Raw genomic sequence first — 18,555 nt, forward strand, 5'->3', positions numbered from 1 at the left:
GGCTACGGGGTTGTTTGAGGCGGTGCGGTAAGCCCCAAGGTCTTGTGTTGTTTGTCAGATAGCTTTCGCGAGCAAGCCCGCTCCCACAAGGATCACCGCGATCAATGTGGGAGCGGGCTTGCTCGCGAATACTGGCGACCCGGTCTACCGGCCCATCTGCAAACTCTGCATCCGCTCGATGTACGCCTGAATCTCCCGCACAGCCATTTCGGCGCTGGCAAACGGCCCCTCCAGGGTGTTTTCCCGGGTGCTGAAATACAACTCCCCATTCACCCGACACAACCGGTCGCTGCGAAAGTGCGTGGCGGGGGCGTTGTCCTGGGCGCGCATGCCGTACATGGCTATCTCCTGTAAAAAGATTCCTGTGGGTCGATCCAATAATCTTATGCATGAACCACTTGCGCTGCCCGACAATCGGATCGACGGCACATCGCCAATTTAATGGTGCGACCTGCACAGTTCCGTTCGCGGCCAGACGCCAACTGTCCCTGTGTGCCACCGCGCGGTGCGCCTAGAATGACGATACCTGTCATTGGGCTTTGGGGTTCGCATGCACATTTCATCCGGTCGCTGGGTTTACGGTCTGTTCCTGGCCCTGCTGACCGCGCTGCTCTGGGGCATCCTGCCGATCAAGCTCAAACAGGTGCTGCTGGTGATGGACCCGGTGACGGTGACCTGGTTTCGCCTGATGGTCTCCGGCGGCTGCCTGTTCATTTACCTGGCCGCGACCAGACGCCTGCCCAGCCGCAAAGTCCTTGGCCCGCGAGGCGGCTGGCTGGTGTTGATGGCGGTGCTCGGGCTGGTGGGCAACTACGTGCTGTACCTGATGGGCCTGAACCTGCTAAGCCCCGGCACCGCGCAACTGGTGGTGCAGATGGGCCCGATCATGTTGCTGATCGCCAGCCTGTTCGTGTTCAAGGAGCGGTTCAGCCTGGGGCAGGGGATTGGCTTGCTGGTGTTGCTGGTCGGGTTCGCGCTGTTCTTCAATCAGCGCCTGGCGGAGCTGTTGACGTCCTTGACCGATTACACCGCCGGCGTGTTGCTGGTGCTGTTGGCGTCCACGGTCTGGACCTTTTATGCCCTCGGGCAGAAACAATTGCTGACGGTGTGGAATTCGTTGCAGGTGATGATGGTGATCTACCTGTTCTGCGCGATGTTGCTCACGCCCTGGGTGCATCCGCTCGAAGCGCTGCAACTGAACCCGCTGCAAGGCTGGCTGCTGTTGGCGTGCTGCATGAACACCCTGATTGCCTACGGCGCCTTTGCCGAAGCCCTGGCCCACTGGGAAGCTTCGCGGGTCAGCGCGACCCTGGCGATCACGCCGTTGGTGACCTTGGGTGCGGTGGCGCTGGCGGCCTGGTGGTGGCCTGAGTATGTGCATGCCGAGACGATCAACGGTCTGGGGTATGGCGGGGCGGTGCTGGTGGTACTGGGATCGGCGCTGGTGGCATTGGGGCCGTCGCTGATGGCCGGGCTCAGGGCCCGGCGGATGCGGGTGGCGGCCGGTTAGACCGCGTTATCCCTCTTCGCGAGCAAGCCCGCTCCCACATTGATCGCAGTGATCCTTGTGGGAGCGGGCTTGCTCGCGAAGACGGACTGCCAGGCGCTACAACACTCAGCCCTTGGCCCCTGCCTCAATCATGTTTTCCGGCCGCACCCACGCATCGAACTCCTCATCGGTCAGATACCCCAGCTGCAACGCCGCCTCCCGCAGGGTCAGCCCTTCGCTGTACGCCTTCTTGGCGATTTCCGCCGATTTGTCATAACCGATGTGCGGGTTGAGCGCCGTCACCAGCATCAAGCCGCGCTCCAGGTGTTCAGCCATTTTTCCTGCGTCCGGCTCCAGGCCGGCGATGCAGTGCTGCTGGAAGTTGCTGCAGCCATCGCCCAGCAGGCGGATCGATTGCAGCAGGTTGTGGATGATCACCGGTTTGAACACGTTCAATTGCAGGTGACCCTGGCTGGCGGCGAAGCCGATGGTCACGTCGTTGCCCAGCACCTGGCAGGCCAGCATCGACAGCGCTTCGCACTGGGTCGGGTTGACCTTGCCGGGCATGATCGAGCTGCCGGGTTCGTTGGCCGGCAGTTTCACCTCGGCGAAACCGGCACGGGGGCCGGAGCCCAGCAGGCGCAAGTCGTTGGCGATTTTCATCAGGGCCACGGCGAGGGTTTTCAGCGCGCCGGACAGGCTGGTCAGCGGCTCATGCCCGGCCAGCGCGGCAAACTTGTTCGGTGCGGTGACGAAGGGCAGGCCGGAAAGCGCCGCCAGCTCTGCAGCGATGGCTTCACCAAAACCGTGTGGGGAGTTAAGCCCGGTGCCGACGGCGGTGCCGCCCTGGGCCAGTTCACAGACCGATGGCAGCGTGGCGCGGATCGCCCGTTCGGCGTAATCCAATTGCGCGATGAACCCCGACAGCTCCTGGCCGAAGGTGATCGGCGTGGCATCCATCATGTGGGTGCGCCCGGTCTTCACCAGTTTCATGTGCCGCGCCGCCAGCTCGGCCAGCCCGCCGGACAGCTCGGCAATCGCCGGCAGCAGGTGCTGTTGCACCGCCTGGGCGGCGGCAATGTGCATCGCGGTGGGGAAGCAGTCGTTGGAGCTCTGGGAGCGGTTGACGTGATCGTTGGGGTGTACCGGGGTCTTGCCGCCGCGGGGGTTGCCCGCCAGTTCGTTGGCGCGGCCGGCAATCACCTCGTTGACGTTCATGTTGCTCTGGGTGCCGCTGCCGGTCTGCCAGACCACCAGCGGGAACTGATCGTCGTGCTGGCCATCGAGCACCTCATCGGCCGCCTGCTCGATCAGCCGGGCGATGTCGGCGGGCAGGTCGCCATTGCGGTCATTGACCCGGGCCGCCGCTTTCTTGATCAGGGCCAGGCCGTGCAGCACCGCCAGCGGCATGCGTTCCTCGCCAATGGCGAAGTTGACCAGCGAGCGTTGTGTCTGAGCGCCCCAATAGGCTTCTTCCGGGACTTCAACCTGGCCAAGGCTGTCGGTTTCGATACGGCTCATCGGTCACACTCCTCAAGGTCTGATTGCGCAGTTTAGGCCGTCATCGACGGCCGGGGTTCCATCAGTGTCGATTCCGTCCATTGAACCCCTCTAATTCAGGCGCGACAAGGCTTGGGGTTGAGCGAAACACTTTTTCAGGCGCAGAATGGTCGTCCTTGGGGTTTTACCTCGCCTGCTAGAAAAGGAAACTCGATGACTCGTCTTCGTGCCATCTGTACCGCGGTTGCATTGGTTTGTGCCAGCGGCCAGGTTTTTGCCGATACCGCCAGCCACAACGCCAGTGCCGAGGCTTTCCTGACCCTGGCGCATGCTGACAAATTGGGCACTCCGGTGTACATGCAGGTCCAGCAAATGTTCGCCCAGCGCTTCGAGCAAACCAAAGCCCCGGAATCGAAAAAAGCCGTACTGGAAACCTACCAGGCCAAGGCCAACGCCGCCCTGGACCAGGCCATCGGCTGGAACAAGCTGAAACCGGACATGGTCAAGCTCTACACCACCAACTTCACCGAATCCGAGCTCAAGGACCTGGTGGCGTTCTACCAGTCGCCACTGGGCAAGAAAGTCCTGGAAAAAATGCCGCAGCTGACCCAGCAATCGGCGCAGATGACCCAGGCCAAGCTGGAAAGCGCGGTGCCCGTGGTCAACAAACTGCTGGCTGACATGACCGCCGAGCTGTCGCCGAAAGACGCAGCGGCGCCAGCCAAGAAAAAGCCTTGATCGGAGCCTGCGATGACCATGCAACAACGCATTGAATCGACGCTGGGCCTCTTGCAGCCCGAGCACCTGCAAGTGCTGGATGAAAGCCATATGCACAGCCGTGGGTTGCAGACCCACTTCAAGGCCGTGGTGGTCAGCCAGCAGTTCGAAGGGCTTAACCGGGTCAAGCGTCACCAGAAGGTCTACGGCACGCTCGGCGAGCTGATGGGCGAGTTCCATGCGTTGGCGCTGCACACCTACACCCCGCAGGAATGGGCGCAGATCGACGCGGCACCCGCCTCGCCGACCTGTGCCGGTGGCAGCAAACACTGATTTGTGGGCTGTTGTGGCGAGGGAGCTTGCTCGCGCTGGAGTGTGAAGCGCTCCCAATTGGCAGTTGCGTGATGTCGAAAAAATGAAGTTGCGAGCCTCGCGACTGCTTCGCAGTCGAAAGGGAGCAAGCTCCCTCGCCACAGAGGCATCTTGCAGTCCTAAATCACACTGTTTTTGTTAGAATGCCCAACGCGCCGCTCACCCGGCGCGTTTTTTTTCGCATCCGGTTCACCCCTTACGAGGGTAGCCACCTGGAGATTTACCCATGACACAACAGATTGTCGTGGCGGCACTGTATAAGTTCGTCACCCTGGAAGATTACGTCGCCCTGCGCGAGCCCCTGCTGCAGGCGATGGTCGACAACGGCATCAAAGGTACCCTGCTGATCGCCGAAGAAGGCATCAACGGCACGGTGTCGGGCAGCCGTGAAGGCATCGACGGGCTGCTGGCCTGGCTCAAGAATGACCCGCGCATGGACGACATCGACCACAAAGAGTCGTACTGCGACGAGCAGCCGTTCTACCGCACCAAGGTCAAGCTCAAGAAAGAAATCGTCACCCTGGGCGTCGAAGGCGTGGACCCGAACAAGAAGGTCGGCACCTACGTCGAGCCTCAGGACTGGAATGCGCTGATCAGCGATCCGGAAGTGCTCTTGATCGATACCCGCAATGACTACGAAGTGTCCATCGGCACTTTCGAAGGCGCGATCGATCCGAAAACCACCAGTTTTCGCGAATTCCCTGACTACATCAAAGCCAACTTCGACCCGGCCGTGCACAAGAAGGTCGCGATGTTCTGCACCGGCGGCATTCGTTGCGAAAAAGCGTCGAGCTACATGCTCAGCGAAGGCTTCGATGAGGTCTATCACCTCAAGGGCGGCATCCTCAAGTACCTCGAGGAAGTGCCCCAGAAAGAAACCAAGTGGCAGGGCGACTGCTTCGTGTTCGATAACCGCGTGACGGTCCGCCACGACCTGACCGAGGGCGACTACGATCAATGTCATGCCTGTCGCACGCCGGTCAGCGTCGAAGATCGCGCGTCCGAGCACTACGTGGCCGGCATCAGCTGCCCGCATTGCTGGGACACGCTGAGCGAGAAAACCCGCCGCAGCGCCATCGACCGGCAAAAACAGATCGAATTGGCCAAGGCGCGCAACTTGCCTCACCCGATCGGCTACAACTATAAGCAAGCACCTTCCGAGGCCTGAACCATGTCTGCATGTCGCCTGCTCTACGTGATGGACCCGATGTGTTCTTGGTGCTGGGGCTTTGCTCCGGTGGCCAACGCGTTGGTCGAGCAGGCGGCGGCAGACGGCGTGGACGTGCACCTGGTGGTGGGCGGTTTGCGTACCGGCAGTGGCGCGGCGCTGGAGCCGACAACCCGGCGCTATATTCTTGAGCACTGGCAGGCGGTCACCGAAGCCACCGGCCAGCCGTTCAAGGTTGAAGGGGCCTTGCCCGAAGGCTTCGTCTACGACACCGAACCGGCCTGTCGGGCCTTGGTCACGGCTCGCAGCCTGGCACCGGATTGCGCCTGGAAACTGCTGGGGCTGATCCAACAGGCGTTTTACGCCCAGGGCCGCGATGTCACCCGTGCCAGCGTGCTGGTGGAGCTGGCGGAACAGGCCGGGCTGCCGCGCATCGAGTTCGCTGCTGCGTTCGACCGCGCCGACATGCACGCCGCCACAGCCGCCGATTTCACCTGGGTCCAGGACCTGGGCATCGCCGGTTTCCCTACCTTGCTGGCTGAGCGCAACGGCCAATTGGCGCTGCTGACCAATGGCTATCAACCGCTCGGTGAACTGTCCCCGTTGCTCGGCCGCTGGCTGGAGCGTGCCGCCTGTGCATGACCTGCCCGACGACGTTCCAACAGCTAAACGCATTGATCGATTGAGCTGGGCGGAAATCCGTCGCCTGGCGCTCCATCACAAAAAATCCCTGTGGATCGCCAACGGCGTGGCCGTGCTGGCGACCCTGTGCAGCGTGCCGATCCCCTTGCTGCTGCCGTTGCTGGTGGACGAAGTGCTGCTGGGCCATGGCGATGCGGCGTTGAAAGTCATGAACCTGGCACTGCCCGAGGTCTGGCAGAAAGCCGCGGGCTACATCGGCCTGATGCTGGTGGTGACCCTGGTGCTGCGCTGCTCGGCCCTGCTGTTCAACGTGGTGCAGGCGCGGTTGTTCGCCGCGCTGGCCAAGGACATCGTGTACCGCATTCGCATCCGCCTGATCGAACGCCTCAAGCGCATCTCCCTGGGCGAATACGAAAGCCTGGGCAGCGGAACCGTCACCACGCACCTGGTCACCGACCTCGATACCCTGGACAAATTCGTCGGCGAAACCCTCAGCCGTTTCCTCGTGGCGATGCTGACCCTGGTCGGCACGGCCGGGATCCTGATGTGGATGCACTGGAAGCTGGCGCTGTTGATCCTGCTGTTCAACCCGCTGGTGATCTACGCCACGGTGCAGTTGGGCAAACGGGTCAAACACCTCAAGAAACTCGAGAACGACAGCACCTCGCGCTTCACCCAGGCCCTGACCGAAACCCTGGACGCGATCCAGGAAGTGCGTGCCGGTAACCGCCAGGGCTTTTTCCTCGGCCGACTGGGGTTGCGTGCCAAAGAAGTGCGCGATTACGCGGTCAGCTCCCAGTGGAAAACCGATGCCTCGAACCGGGCCAGCGGTTTGCTGTTCCAGTTCGGCATCGATATTTTCCGCGCCGCGGCCATGCTCACCGTGCTGTTTTCCGACCTGTCCATCGGCCAGATGCTCGCGGTGTTCAGCTACCTGTGGTTCATGATCGGCCCGGTGGAACAGCTGCTGAACCTGCAATACGCCTATTACGCCGCCGGCGGTGCGCTGTCGCGAATCAACGAGCTGCTGGCCCGCGCCGACGAGCCGGAGTATCCCAACGGCGTCGACCCGTTCAAGGGCCGCGACACCGTGGGTATCGAGGTGCAGGGCCTGAGCTTCGGCTATGGCGACGAACTGGTGTTGAACCAGATGAACCTGTCCATCGCCCCGGGTGAAAAGGTCGCGATCGTCGGTGCCAGCGGCGGCGGCAAAAGTACCCTGGTGCAATTGCTGCTTGGACTGTATACGCCGCTGTCCGGGACCATCCGCTTCGGCGGTTCGACCCAGCAGGAGATCGGCTTGGACACCGTGCGGGAAAACGTCGCGGTGGTTCTGCAGCATCCGGCGTTGTTCAACGACACTGTGCGCGCCAACCTGACCATGGGCCGTGAACGCAGCGACGAGGCGTGCTGGCAGGCGCTGGAAATCGCCCAGTTGCACGCCACGATCCATGAGTTGCCCAATGGCCTGGACAGCATTGTCGGGCGCTCCGGCGTGCGTCTGTCCGGCGGCCAGCGTCAGCGTCTGGCGATTGCGCGCATGGTGTTGGCCGAGCCGAAAGTGGTGATCCTCGACGAGGCCACTTCCGCGCTGGATGCCGCCACCGAATACAACCTGCACCAGGCCCTGGCGCGGTTCCTCAGCCACCGCACCACGCTGATCATCGCCCACCGCTTGTCGGCGGTGAAACAGGCCGACCGCGTGCTGGTGTTCGACGGCGGGCAAATTGCCGAAGACGGCGACCATCAGCAACTGATCGCCGAGGGTGGTCTGTACGCCAAGCTCTACGGGCATTTGCAGCAGCACTGACCCTTCAACCTATTTCCAGATCACCTTCAACGCATCAGGGTTGCCGTCATGGGCGAACTGCTTCATGACGACCGCGCAGGAGTCGCAGGGCGCCATGGTGGTGGCCATGGTGATCGATGCCAGTTGCTTTGGGTCCGGATACTTGGCCCGAATGACGCTGATCAGCTTGCTCTCGGTGTCCAGCGAAGTGGGGCGTGAGGTCAGCGCTGGCGTGTAATGCTCGATGTTATCGATGGTGTGCGGAATGGCTTGCAGCTTGCCATCGGGGCTGACTGCCAGGGCTTGCTCGGGGAAGCGTGCACCACTGTCGATGTTGACATAGCGGGTGCCCGCCACAGTCACCTCTTTGCGGTCCGCCCGTTTTTCAAACAGCGGCAGGTACCCGGTATCGCCCTGGTTGCCGGACACGCTGACATAGACTTCGCGCACGCCTTGTTGGGTCTCGATCTCGGCAAATGCAATGTTTCGCGGGTCCCGAAGCGCTCGGTGGCGTTTCTTGCTGATGATTTTCTGCAACTGGCGCATGGTGTCATCGATCTTCAAGGCTTTGGCACCGGCCTGGGTCGAGTCGAGGGTGACGACGGTTTTCTTGAACAGCGTGTTGAACACCTCGGCGGTGGTCTGACGAACCCTGTCCGGTGCATGCCTGGACAGCGTCCAGGTCGCGGCGCCATCGGTAGAAGTCCTGACGATCATCCGTGTGGAGTGATCGAACAGCACCGCTTCGGCCGGGCTGGTATCGACTTTGATCGATGTGAGCGTGTCCGGTGGATTGACGTGTCCGCCGATGGGGATGGCGATATCGTCCATGGTCTTGATCGCCCGTTCCACCGCGTCGATGCCGTGAATCCTGGCCATGTTGTTGGCATTCAACGACCCGATGTAGACCGTCAGCAATTGCGCCTTCAAGTCGGCCGGCAAAGTGGACGCAGGTTTGAACACCAGTGCGTCCCGCACGCTTTGACCTTTTGCCACTTCAGCAACATAAAAATCCCCGGCCGTGAGGCGGGCGAAAACATACTGCATCGAGTCGTCGACCGATTGGCAAATCACGGCGCCGACCTGGAAGGTATCGTCCAGGCCCTGTTCCGGAACGTCGATTTTGACCCGCCCATAAATGCCCTTGCGAAACTCCATGACGCCCGTCAGGTTGGCGTGATGCTTGAGGGAGGCCGTTTTCATCGGTGCACGCCCGGCGGCAGGCGTGTAGATCATGTCGCCGAACCACAGCGCCCAGCCTTTCGTTTCGTCGAACCGGTTGGCCGGCAGGGGCGGGGCGGCCGGTATCCGGGTGACATGGCTCGTGGCACACACCCCGTTGCCATCGCGGCGCACCCGGCAGGGCACGGCCTTGAACCTGTCCGTCAGGTCGATCCTGTCGGCACGGCGCAACAGGTCGCCATCGAGTTGATACGCCACATCGTCGATCAACAGCGTGGTGCGGCCATCGACTTCCAGCATTTCGCGCACCGTGGCGTTTTCCGCCAGCCGGACGGTCACGCCGACCTCGGTGGTTTCCAGGGCCTGGTACGTCGAGCGCCCCAGCGCCAGTCGATCCTTGATGGCCGTCAGCGAGGGACCGAAGGGCCTGGAAGAGAGGGGATCGATCAGTCGGTAATCGGCCATGCCCGTGGAAGAGAGGTTGCGCACCGGCACATCGTCGACGCCCCTGACGCTGGCCAATCCGTCACCCTTGGCCAGCGGTCGCCAGTGGCCGGTGTTGTGCAGCTGCGGCAGGCTGTGCACGAAGCTGTAGTGTCCGGCCCGGCCCGCCAGAACCTTGATGCCGAATACGCCGGACTTGCCCAACCTCAGCGTTTTCGAGCCGAGTGCCCTGAGCAGTGAGGGAACACCGTCGAGGGGATTGAGGGTCATCGCGCTGGACAGCAACAGTTGTTTGGTCAGGGCTGCAAACGCGGGCAGCCTGGCGCGCAGCGTCAGGCGGCTGGCATTGCTGAACAGTTTCGCCGACCCTGCGGCGAATTTTCCTACAGGTTGGGCGAAGGCCATCAGATCCGTGAGCAGGCCGAACACGCCACCGATCAACCGGGTTCTGTCGCCGGACTCCAGGTCCTCGATGCTGTTCCAGAACGGAATGAACAGTTTGCCGATGGCCAGGGCTTTTTCTCCCCGGGCCTCTTCGCGTTCGATGTCGGTCTGCCCCCAGGCCTGGGCCCTCAGCGCATTTTCATCGATGAACAGCAATTCCCTGGCGATGAATTCAACCAGCGTGGTGGTGCGCGAGGAGGTCAGCGTATCGGGGGTTTCTCTGCGGGCTCGTGTTGCTGTCAGCGGCCTTCCGAGCAATTCGATGATCGCCTCGCACGTGGCACCGGCCTTTGGAACGCCACCCTTTTCATGGGCGTTCCAGTCAAAGGGCAGGGTTTTGCTGCGCAGGACATCCACGGCCACGGGCGGGCCCTTGAAGATTTTCCAGTGCTCGGTCTTGCGTGCTGCGCCGATCAGCCGGGTGTCAAAGTCGGGGAGCGATCGGATGATTCCCGCCCGAGGCAGCAACTCGAGCCAGGAAGTTTTGCCCTCATGGCTGGCGCCGATAATGAAGCCCATGCGCGTGCGCAACGGCAGGTGCATTTGCGGGGTTTCGTTTTGAGCTTCCTGTCCCTGGGTGGCTTTCCTCAGGGTGTAGACCTTCACCTCGCCAGACTCCAGCGCCTGGCGTTCGATCATCGGCAGTGACGCCAATTGGCTCTGGAGCAGGGTCTGGTAGGCGTTCCTTAACGAGCAAAGGTAGCCGCCGAACTGCTCGTTGAAGAGGCCTTCCAGGTCCGGCAGCACCTCGCCTTCAATGCGTTGATAGAAGGGGTGGTTGGAGGCGGTGCCTTCGATCCGGATTTCCCGCCGCTCGTTGATCCTGTAGGACACCCGGGTCACGGTTTTTCCATCCGGCTAAGTCACGAACCATTTTTCCCGGTCGTTGAATTTCCCGCTGGCGTAGACCTCAAGGAATGAGTGGATTGTGTAGGCGTGGTCCTTCAGGGCCGGTACGTCGCGGGCGTTGGCGGCAGGGTTATCGAACCGGGCCAGCTTTCGACCGTCGTTGATGAAGATACCGACGGGGAATAGTTCTTCGATCTCGCGCCTGGCCAGATCCAGGCGCTGCGGTGGCGGCACATCGAGTTCGGCAATGGTCTTTGTCAGTGCGTCGCTGTGCTTGTCCAGTGCCGATGCGGCTGTTTCGATATCGGCCTGGGTGTAGGCGTCATGCTGTTTTTCAGGGATGAAACCTTGGGTTGCCGCCCATTCCAGACTCGGGAGCAATCTTGCCAGGGCGATGTTATCGAGTTGTTCCGCCGTGGCGCCTTCGGCCCGTTGCAGCGCAAGGTTGACCAACTGCTGGAACCTGTACCGGCACAAGGAACCGGGATCGTCGGCGCGGGCCAGGTTCACGCCGGTGAGGAAATTCACCCAGACAACCGAGGCCCTGTAGGGCAGGTCGGGCGGTATATCGTGGATCTGAAATTCGACGGGCAACTGGCCCAGGAACAATCGCGCAATCAGGATGGCCTCTTTTTCCGAGGCTGCCCGTTTTGTTTCGATCAGATGGCTCTCGAATGCTTGGCGGATTGACCGATAGCTCTTGCCCCAATGCGCAGAGGACTGAACATCAAAACCCCGGGGACTGTCCGCGACCGGCGACTTGAGCCAGAGCCGCAGGGCACTGGCCAGCACTTTGAGGCGAATATGGGCGCAGGTCTGTTCGCCGTGGTTGCCGCCGTACCAGTTCAGGGTCGACAGGAGTGCGGTGGTGATTTTTTCCGCCTCGGCGCTCAACAGGATTTTTTGCAGGTAAACGCTGGGTGTGGCCCGAAGTTGTTCGGTCGAGAGCGTCGATAGCGTGTCACCGGCCAGATGACTGAACAGCGAGGTGTTCTCATTTGGCAGCGATTTTTGCAGGGTGTCGATGATGTCCCTGCTGATTATTCGTGCACGCAGCTTCTCTTTATCCAGGTCGGATAACGGTGGGTGGGACTGAAGTATCTGCTGCTCCTGTTTTGTCTTGTGGCGTTTCACATCGAGAATGTTGAAATCGTCTTCAAGGCGCAGGCAGTGGCTGGCGAGTCGTTCTTCGAGTTGGTCCAGGGCGGTTTGCCGGGCCTTGGTGTCTGCGGGGTCCCACGGCGCCAGTCCATAAAAGGTCGCCATCCTGACGGCCTGGACCGGGCTGTCGGGATCTTCCTGGCCCAGAGGGGAGGCCGGGTCGGGCGTGATGAGCGTGCAGGACAAATCAGTGAGCGAGTTCACTTTATTGCGTAGAACGTAAAGCAACTGTGCGTAGTCCAAGCGTTGACCCTCGTGGACTTGAGCGGGGGTAGGTGAGGGCGCGTTCGTGGCCGGTATCGGCATGATGGGTTCTCTCTGGTCTGGTGACGGGCGATCCCTGAAGTTGCACAGGGGGAGTGCCGGCGATTACAGCGACCAGCGAGCGGGGCGGTGCGGTACATGTTTGTGCGGGGCGTGCGTGGAAGTTTTTTGTGCGTGACTTGCCGGGACTTGTAACGCACCCTAGGCTAGCTGTAGCGATCACGTTGGATGATGATCTGGCAGTGCTAAAACAAGGGACCTCATGAATCAAACGCGGACTCTCGGAACGCCACGGTTGTTGGGCATCGTTTGGCCATTTATTGCCGTCGTGCTGTTCCAGGCCTTGCTGGGCGGCGTCAGCCTGTATGTACTGTCGGCCGTTCGTGGCTATGTAGCGGGTGAAAGCCTGTGGTCCAAGGGCCAGAAAGACGCCATCTATTACCTCAATCTGTACGCCGACAGTGGCGACGAGGCGATTTTCAATAAATACCAGAGCGCCATTGCCGTGCCCCAGGGCGGTCACGAGCTGCGCGTGGCACTGGATCACCAGCCGCCGGATATCGAAGCGGCGCGAGAGGCGATCCTCAAGGGCGGCAACCATCCCGATGACGTCTCCAGCCTGATCTGGCTGTACCTCAATTTCCGTCATTTCAGTTATCTGGAACGGGCCATCGACCTGTGGACCGTGGGCGATTCCTATCTGGTCAAACTCGATGACGTGGCCCAGGACATGCACCGGCACATCGCGGCCATCCCCGCTTCCCGCATCGACATCCAGCGCTGGAAGGAACAGATCTTTGCGATCAACGATGAGGTAACGCCGGCGGCGAAAGCCTTCAGCGATGCCTTGGGCGAGGGCTCGCGGGTCATTCTGCGGTTGCTGCTGGTGACCAACCTGGCCACCGCCCTGGGCCTGATTGCACTGGCCCTGATGCGCACCCACAAGCTGCTCAAGCAGCGCCACGCCTTCGCCGAAGCCCTGCAGCTGGAGAAGGACCGGGCGCAGATCACCCTGCAATCGATCGGCGACGGGGTGATCACCACCGACGTGGCAGGCGCGATTGCCTATATGAACCCGGCCGCCGAAGCCTTGACCCACTGGAAGGCGGAACAGGCCACCGGCCTGCCGTTGGCGGCGCTGTTCAATCTGCTGGACGAGAACGCCCAGGCCGACGGTTTTACCTTGATCGAACGCATCCTGAGCGGGCAGCTCAGCGGCGGCAGCGAACATTCCAAACTCATTCAACGCCTGGACGGCAGTACGGTGTCGGTGACCCTGGTCGGCGCGCCGATCCGCAACGCCGGCAAGGTCAGCGGTACGGTGCTGGTGCTGCACGACATGACCCAGGAGCGGCAATACATCGCCAACCTGTCCTGGCAGGCGACCCATGATGCCCTGACCGGTCTGGCCAACCGCCGTGAATTCGAATACCGATTGGAACAGGCGCTGCACAACCTGACGCGCCAGCCGGGGCGGCATGCCTTGATGTTCCTCGATCTGGATCAGTTCAAACTGGTCAACGACACCTGCGGCCATGCAGCCGGCGACGAGCTGCTGCGGCACATCTGCGCGTTGTTGCAATCGGGCCTGCGCGAGGGCGATACCCTGGCGCGCCTGGGCGGCGACGAGTTCGGCATCCTGTTGGAAAACTGCGCGCCGGAAGCCGCGGAGAAAATTGCCGAGGGGTTGCGCCAAACCGTACAAAATCTGCATTTCGTGTGGAAAGGTCGGCCTTTCGTGACCACGGTCAGTATCGGCCTGGTGCATGTCGCGCACAATCCGACCACCCTCGAAGCCTCGCTGCGGGCGGCGGACATGGCCTGCTACATGGCCAAGGAAAAGGGCCGTAACCGGGTTCAGGTCTATCACCCCGACGATTCCGAATTGTCCCTGCGCTTCGGCGAAATGGCCTGGGTGCAGCGCCTGCACATGGCGCTGGAAGAGGACCGCTTCTGCCTCTATGCCCAGGAAATCGCGCCCCTGGGCAACGCTGCCAAAGGCGGTGGGCACATCGAAATCCTGCTGCGCCTGCACGACGAAGCCGGGCGCATGATCCTCCCTGACAGTTTCATCCCGGCCGCCGAGCGTTATGGCTTGATGACGTCCCTGGATCGCTGGGTGGTGCAGAACGTGTTCAAGATCATTGCCCAATGCCGCGCCGAGAAGCACAAGGGGCCGCTGGCGATGTGTGCGATCAATCTGTCAGGCACAACCATTGGTGACGAGGCGTTTCTCGACTTCCTCCGTGAACAATTTGTGTTGTATTCGATCCCGCCTGAAATGATTTGTTTTGAAATCACCGAGACCAGCGCAATTTCCAATCTGGGCAGCGCAATCAGATTTATTAACGAACTCAAAGGTTTAGGTTGCCACTTCTCGCTCGACGATTTTTGCGCCGGGATGTCTTCATTCGCTTATCTGAAACATTTGCCTGTAGACTTCTTGAAGATCGATGGGAGTTTCGTAAAGGATATGCTGGACGACCCGATTAACCGCGCCATGGTCGAGGTGATCAATCACATCGGTCATGTCATGGGTAAGCGCACGATTGCCGAGTTTGTGGAGACACCCCAGATCGAGCAGGCATTGCTGGAGATCGGGGTCGATTACGCTCAAGGGTATGTCATCGAACGCCCGCAAATGTTTACCTGCGACAGTTTGCAAAGTCGTCCCGCCAGGCCTCAGCCTTTGTTGTTCAAGGCCCCTGGCACATTCCGTTGAAGTCTCTTGCCGGTCCAACAATCACAATCAAAAGGAGCTCGACAGTGATCGACACATTCAACCGAACCGGCCCCCTCATGGAAGCTGCAAGTTATCCGGCATGGGCCCAGCGCCTGATCCAGGATTGCAGCGAGAGCAAGCGCCGGGTTGTCGAACACGAACTGTATCAGCGCATGCGTGACAACAAGCTCAGCGCAAAGACCATGCGTCAGTACCTGATCGGTGGCTGGCCGGTGGTGGAACAGTTCGCGTTATACATGGCACAAAACCTGACCAAGACCCGCTTCGCCCGTCATCCGGGCGAAGACATGGCCCGTCGCTGGCTGATGCGCAACATCCGCGTGGAACTCAACCATGCCGATTATTGGGTGCACTGGAGCCGGGCCCACGGTGTCAGCCTTGAAGATCTCCAGGCGCAACAGGTGGCCCCGGAACTTCACGCGCTGAGCCACTGGTGCTGGCACACCAGCTCTTCGGACTCGCTGATCGTGGCCATTGCCGCCACCAACTACGCCATCGAAGGCGCGACCGGCGAATGGTCGGCCGTGGTCTGTTCCAATGGCGTGTACGCGGCGTCCTTCCCCGAGGAAGACCGCAAGCGGGCGATGAAGTGGCTGAAGATGCATGCGCAATACGATGACGCGCATCCATGGGAAGCGCTGGAAATCATCTGCACCCTGGCGGGCATGAACCCGAGCAAGGCCCTGCAGGTGGAATTGCGTCAGGCCGTGTGCAAGAGCTATGACTACATGTACCTGTTCCTGGAACGCTGCATGCAGTTGGAACACACGGAGAGATCGTCCGTGAGCCGCGAGCGACTGGCGCTGGCCGAGGGCTGATCTAAACATCACGCTGTAAAAAAATGTGGGAGCGGGCTTGCTCGCGAAAGCGGTGTATCAGTCAACCTGATCGGTGACTGACACTCCCTCTTCGCGAGCAAGCCCGCTCCCACATTTGTTTTGTGGTGTGGCTGAAATCTCAGCCCGCCATCGTCAACCGGTTGCGCCCCTCGCGCTTGGCAACGTACAGCGCATTATCGGCACGTCGCACCAGGCTCTCGGCCGATTCGCCGGGCAGCAGGGTGGAGCAGCCCAGGCTGATGGTCAGTACGATCGAGCGGCCCTCGGCGACATACTCTTGGTTCTGCACCGCAAACCTCAACCGCTCACCGACCATCGCCGCCGCTTCCCGAGGCGTATTGGACAGCAGCACCAGAAACTCTTCCCCGCCGTAGCGAAACACCATGTCCACGTTGCGCAACTGATGCTTGATGGTGGCAGCGACTGCCTTGAGCACATCATCACCGACGCTGTGGCCATGGGTGTCGTTGATCAGTTTGAAGTGATCGATGTCCAGCATCAGCAGCGACAAAGGTTGCAGATGGCGCCGGGAGACTTCGATTTCCCGCTGCAGGGTCTGGTCCATGGCGATGCGGTTGCCGGTGTCCGTCAACGGATCGCGCAGCGCTTTCTGAGTCGCGGCGCGGTATAGCAGCGTGTTACGCATCGGATAGAGCAACGCGGCCAGCAGCGATTCCAGGCTGCCTTGTTCCTGTTCGGTGAAACGCTGATTACGGCGAAACACCAGTTCACCCAGGTGTTCGCCTTCATGGCTGAGACTGTAGGTGATCGAATGGCGCCCGCGCTGGCCGAACTCAAGACGCAGGTCACTGCTCTTGTGTTCGAAGGTCAAGGCATCGAGCGGAACCAGGCGCTGAATTTCCCGGTAGAACAACCCGAGAATGCGTTGTGGTTCCAGACTGGTTTGCAGCTGCAGGCTCAGTTGCTGGCGCAGCTGCGCAAGGCTGACGGGTCTTTCCAGAATCGGTTGCTGCTGACCAAACCCCAGGCGTTGCAATTTGGCGCTATCGAAGTCAATTGCGTTGGTCTGGGAAGGTGATTTCATATGGCGTCGCCCTTGAGCAGTAAGTCTGTCTTACAAGCTGGGTGAGAGCGGCTTTGGGCTGCGCGTCGATACTGGTCCATCAGTCCCGTAGGACATTTCGTACAAGTTTAATCCGCTTCGTACGACTTTAGGAGTCTATCAACGCCCGCCCGGTTCCCGTCGCTTTCAAACGGCGTGTCAGATAACCGCGGAGCGAAAGTCGTGCCATTTGCCCGGTTCGAATAAAAATCTTTATAAATCAAAGGTTTGATTTTTAAGAGGGGAGAGGGGTGAAATCGAGCGACAGTGATTTGACAGAAAAACGAGGTGTAAGGCGTGCCGCGACGGGAAATCGTCGCGGCACAATTGCGACGTACGGCATTACTGGGCGTTGAAAGCCTGGCCATTGATGCCGGTGCTGTCCGGACCCATGAGGTACAGGTAGACCGGCATGATCTCTTCGGGCGTCGGGTTATTCAGCGGGTTTTCTCCAGGATAAGCCTGGGCACGCATGCTGGTGCGGGTAGCGCCCGGGTTGATGCTGTTGGAGCGCACCGGCGCCACGGTGTCGACTTCGTCGGCCAGGGTTTGCATCAGGCCTTCGGTGGCGAACTTGGACACGCCGTAAGCGCCCCAGTACGCGCGGCCCTTGCGGCCGACGCTGCTGGAGGTGAACACCACCGACGCATCCTGCGACAGCTTGAGCAGCGGCAACAGGGTGCTGGTGAGCATGAACATGGCGTTGACGTTGACCTGCATCACCCGCATGAAATTCTCGCCGGACAACTGCTCGATCGGCGTGCGCGGACCGATGATCGAGGCGTTGTGCAGCAAGCCGTCGAGATGGCCGAATTCGGTTTCGATCATCGCCGCCAACTCATCGTATTGATGGGGCAGGGCGGTTTCCAGGTTGAACGGGATCACCGCAGGCTGCGGATGGCCGGCCGCTTCGATGTCGTCGTAGACCTGGGTCAGGTTGGCTTCGGTCTTGCCCAGCAGCAGCACGGTCGCGCCGTGGGCGGCATAGGTTTTCGCAGCGGCGGCGCCGATGCCACGGCCGGCACCGGTGACCAGGATGACCCGGCCCTTGAGTAAGTCGGGACGGGCGGAATAATCGAACATAAAAACCTCAACAAATCGGATATGGACGGATGGCCGATGCGCTGCCCCCCTGTAGGAGCGAGGCTTGCCCGCGATAGCAATCTCAGTGGCGCCATCGCCGGCAAGCCGTGCGCCTGCAGAAAGCGGATCGGATCAGCAGCTGCAGAGCGCGCTATCGAGCACCTTGCGCAGCTCCAGCGGATGATCGACCACCACATCCGCGCCCCAATGCCGCGGATTGTCATCCGGATGGATATAGCCGAAGGTCACCGCTGCCGTCCGGGTCCCGGCATCGCGGCCGGATTCGATATCGCGCAGGTCATCACCGACGAACAATACGCTGGCCGGGTCCAGGTCGAGCATCTTGCACGCCAGGATCAACGGCTCCGGGTCCGGTTTGCTGTTCTTCACATGATCAGGGCAGATCAGCAGCGCCGAACGCTCGGCCAGGCCCAGCTGCTGCATGATCGGCTCGGCAAAACGCAGTGGCTTGTTGGTGACCACGCCCCAGATCAGGTTGGCCTTCTCGATGTCCGCCAGCAGTTCGCCCATGCCGTCGAACAGTTTGCTGTGCACGGCACAACCGACCAGGTAGCGCTCCAGGAACTCCTGGCGCAGTTCCTCGAAACCTGGGGACTCCGGGTCCATGGAGAAGGTCACGGCGACCATCGCCCGGGCGCCGCCGGAAATCTCGTCGCGAATGTGCTTGTCGTTGATCGGCGGCAAACCACGGTCGGCACGCATCGCCTGACAGATCGCAATGAAGTCCGGCGCGGTGTCGAGCAGGGTGCCGTCCATGTCGAAAAGAACTGCTCTGATTCGCATCG

General features: G+C 61.0%; 15 protein-coding genes. 8 read left to right on the forward strand and 7 right to left on the reverse strand.

The genetic code is table 11. The features are described from left to right. Positions 1 to 144 precede the first annotated feature (144 nt). Positions 145 to 339 carry a DUF6316 family protein gene (locus B0W55_RS17925; RefSeq protein ID WP_077047266.1) on the reverse strand — a complete coding sequence of 65 codons (195 nt, stop codon included), beginning with the start codon at positions 337 to 339 and terminating at the stop codon, positions 145 to 147. A 211-nt stretch (positions 340 to 550) separates the two neighbouring features. On the opposite strand from B0W55_RS17925, the gene B0W55_RS17930 reads away from it, so the two are divergent. Next, a complete protein-coding gene (locus tag B0W55_RS17930; RefSeq protein ID WP_077047267.1) occupies positions 551 to 1,510 on the forward strand; it encodes a DMT family transporter in 960 nt (319 codons plus the stop codon). A 105-nt stretch (positions 1,511 to 1,615) separates the two neighbouring features. Here B0W55_RS17930 and B0W55_RS17935 read toward each other — a convergent pair whose 3' ends face one another. Beyond that, positions 1,616 to 3,010, reverse strand: a complete 1,395-nt coding sequence (locus tag B0W55_RS17935) for a class II fumarate hydratase (RefSeq protein WP_077047268.1) — start codon at positions 3,008 to 3,010, stop codon at positions 1,616 to 1,618. Positions 3,011 to 3,202: 192 nt separating this feature from the next. Between B0W55_RS17935 and B0W55_RS17940 the strand changes: the two genes are divergently transcribed. From B0W55_RS17940 to B0W55_RS17960, 5 genes are all read left to right on the forward strand, one after another. Next, positions 3,203 to 3,727, forward strand: coding sequence for a DUF2059 domain-containing protein (locus B0W55_RS17940; RefSeq protein ID WP_077047269.1), 525 nt, complete (start codon positions 3,203 to 3,205; stop codon positions 3,725 to 3,727). A gap of 12 nt (positions 3,728 to 3,739) precedes the next feature. Beyond that, positions 3,740 to 4,039 carry a BolA family transcriptional regulator gene (locus B0W55_RS17945; protein WP_008005913.1) on the forward strand — a complete coding sequence of 100 codons (300 nt, stop codon included), beginning with the start codon at positions 3,740 to 3,742 and terminating at the stop codon, positions 4,037 to 4,039. 265 nt (positions 4,040 to 4,304) lie between these two features. Further along, positions 4,305 to 5,246 carry a rhodanese-related sulfurtransferase gene (locus B0W55_RS17950; RefSeq protein ID WP_077047270.1) on the forward strand — a complete coding sequence of 314 codons (942 nt, stop codon included), beginning with the start codon at positions 4,305 to 4,307 and terminating at the stop codon, positions 5,244 to 5,246. A gap of 39 nt (positions 5,247 to 5,285) precedes the next feature. Continuing rightward, positions 5,286 to 5,888, forward strand: a complete 603-nt coding sequence (locus B0W55_RS17955; RefSeq protein WP_175645519.1) for a DsbA family protein — start codon at positions 5,286 to 5,288, stop codon at positions 5,886 to 5,888. Continuing rightward, complete coding sequence (locus tag B0W55_RS17960; RefSeq protein ID WP_077047272.1) at positions 5,881 to 7,698, forward strand: ABC transporter ATP-binding protein; 1,818 nt, start codon at positions 5,881 to 5,883, stop codon at positions 7,696 to 7,698. Before B0W55_RS17955 ends, B0W55_RS17960 begins: the two co-directional genes overlap by 8 nt. A 9-nt stretch (positions 7,699 to 7,707) precedes the next feature. On the opposite strand, the gene B0W55_RS17965 is transcribed toward B0W55_RS17960, so the two are convergent. Both B0W55_RS17965 and B0W55_RS29605 read right to left on the reverse strand, forming a co-directional pair. Next, positions 7,708 to 10,590, reverse strand: coding sequence for a deaminase domain-containing protein (locus tag B0W55_RS17965; RefSeq protein ID WP_083743203.1), 2,883 nt, complete (start codon positions 10,588 to 10,590; stop codon positions 7,708 to 7,710). Positions 10,591 to 10,605: 15 nt separating this feature from the next. Next, positions 10,606 to 12,000, reverse strand: coding sequence for a hypothetical protein (locus B0W55_RS29605; RefSeq protein WP_139340934.1), 1,395 nt, complete (start codon positions 11,998 to 12,000; stop codon positions 10,606 to 10,608). A gap of 283 nt (positions 12,001 to 12,283) precedes the next feature. Here B0W55_RS29605 and B0W55_RS17970 point away from each other — a divergent pair, with 283 nt between their 5' ends. After that, the gene (locus tag B0W55_RS17970) at positions 12,284 to 14,743 is read left to right on the forward strand and encodes an EAL domain-containing protein (RefSeq protein WP_077047273.1); all 2,460 of its coding nucleotides are present in this window, start codon (positions 12,284 to 12,286) and stop codon (positions 14,741 to 14,743) included. 77 nt (positions 14,744 to 14,820) lie between these two features. Beyond that, entirely contained in the window at positions 14,821 to 15,582 is a 762-nt protein-coding gene (locus tag B0W55_RS17975) for a TenA family transcriptional regulator (protein ID WP_371807277.1), read from the forward strand. A gap of 139 nt (positions 15,583 to 15,721) precedes the next feature. On the opposite strand, the gene B0W55_RS17980 is transcribed toward B0W55_RS17975, so the two are convergent. The 3 genes from B0W55_RS17980 to mupP all read right to left on the reverse strand — a co-directional run bounded on the left by B0W55_RS17980 (position 15,722) and on the right by mupP (position 18,553). Then, positions 15,722 to 16,648: a GGDEF domain-containing protein gene (locus B0W55_RS17980; RefSeq protein WP_077047275.1), complete on the reverse strand. Its 927-nt coding sequence runs from the start codon at positions 16,646 to 16,648 to the stop codon at positions 15,722 to 15,724. A 360-nt stretch (positions 16,649 to 17,008) separates the two neighbouring features. After that, positions 17,009 to 17,749: a YciK family oxidoreductase gene (locus tag B0W55_RS17985; protein ID WP_077047276.1), complete on the reverse strand. Its 741-nt coding sequence runs from the start codon at positions 17,747 to 17,749 to the stop codon at positions 17,009 to 17,011. 132 nt (positions 17,750 to 17,881) lie between these two features. After that, complete coding sequence (gene mupP / locus B0W55_RS17990) at positions 17,882 to 18,553, reverse strand: N-acetylmuramic acid 6-phosphate phosphatase MupP (RefSeq protein WP_077047277.1); 672 nt, start codon at positions 18,551 to 18,553, stop codon at positions 17,882 to 17,884. Positions 18,554 to 18,555 lie beyond the last annotated feature (2 nt).

The organism is Pseudomonas sp. KK4, from assembly GCF_001984065.1.
Taxonomy (GTDB): Bacteria; Pseudomonadota; Gammaproteobacteria; order Pseudomonadales; family Pseudomonadaceae; genus Aquipseudomonas.

Bases quoted from the DNA above. Each gene is read 5' to 3' on its own strand.
- B0W55_RS17950 (WP_077047270.1), top strand. From the start codon at position 4,305: ATGACACAACAGATTGTCGTGGCGGCACTGTATAAGTTCGTCACCCTG.
- B0W55_RS17945 (WP_008005913.1), top strand. From the start codon at position 3,740: ATGACCATGCAACAACGCATTGAATCGACGCTGGGCCTCTTGCAGCCC.
- B0W55_RS17925 (WP_077047266.1), bottom strand. From the start codon at position 339: ATGTACGGCATGCGCGCCCAGGACAACGCCCCCGCCACGCACTTTCGC.
- B0W55_RS17955 (WP_175645519.1), top strand. From the start codon at position 5,286: ATGTGTTCTTGGTGCTGGGGCTTTGCTCCGGTGGCCAACGCGTTGGTC.
- B0W55_RS17940 (WP_077047269.1), top strand. From the start codon at position 3,203: ATGACTCGTCTTCGTGCCATCTGTACCGCGGTTGCATTGGTTTGTGCC.
- B0W55_RS17985 (WP_077047276.1), bottom strand. From the start codon at position 17,749: ATGTTCGATTATTCCGCCCGTCCCGACTTACTCAAGGGCCGGGTCATC.
- B0W55_RS17980 (WP_077047275.1), bottom strand. From the start codon at position 16,648: ATGAAATCACCTTCCCAGACCAACGCAATTGACTTCGATAGCGCCAAA.
- B0W55_RS17930 (WP_077047267.1), top strand. From the start codon at position 551: ATGCACATTTCATCCGGTCGCTGGGTTTACGGTCTGTTCCTGGCCCTG.
- B0W55_RS17975 (WP_371807277.1), top strand. From the start codon at position 14,821: ATGGAAGCTGCAAGTTATCCGGCATGGGCCCAGCGCCTGATCCAGGAT.
- B0W55_RS17935 (WP_077047268.1), bottom strand. From the start codon at position 3,010: ATGAGCCGTATCGAAACCGACAGCCTTGGCCAGGTTGAAGTCCCGGAA.
- mupP (WP_077047277.1), bottom strand. From the start codon at position 18,553: ATGCGAATCAGAGCAGTTCTTTTCGACATGGACGGCACCCTGCTCGAC.
- B0W55_RS17970 (WP_077047273.1), top strand. From the start codon at position 12,284: ATGAATCAAACGCGGACTCTCGGAACGCCACGGTTGTTGGGCATCGTT.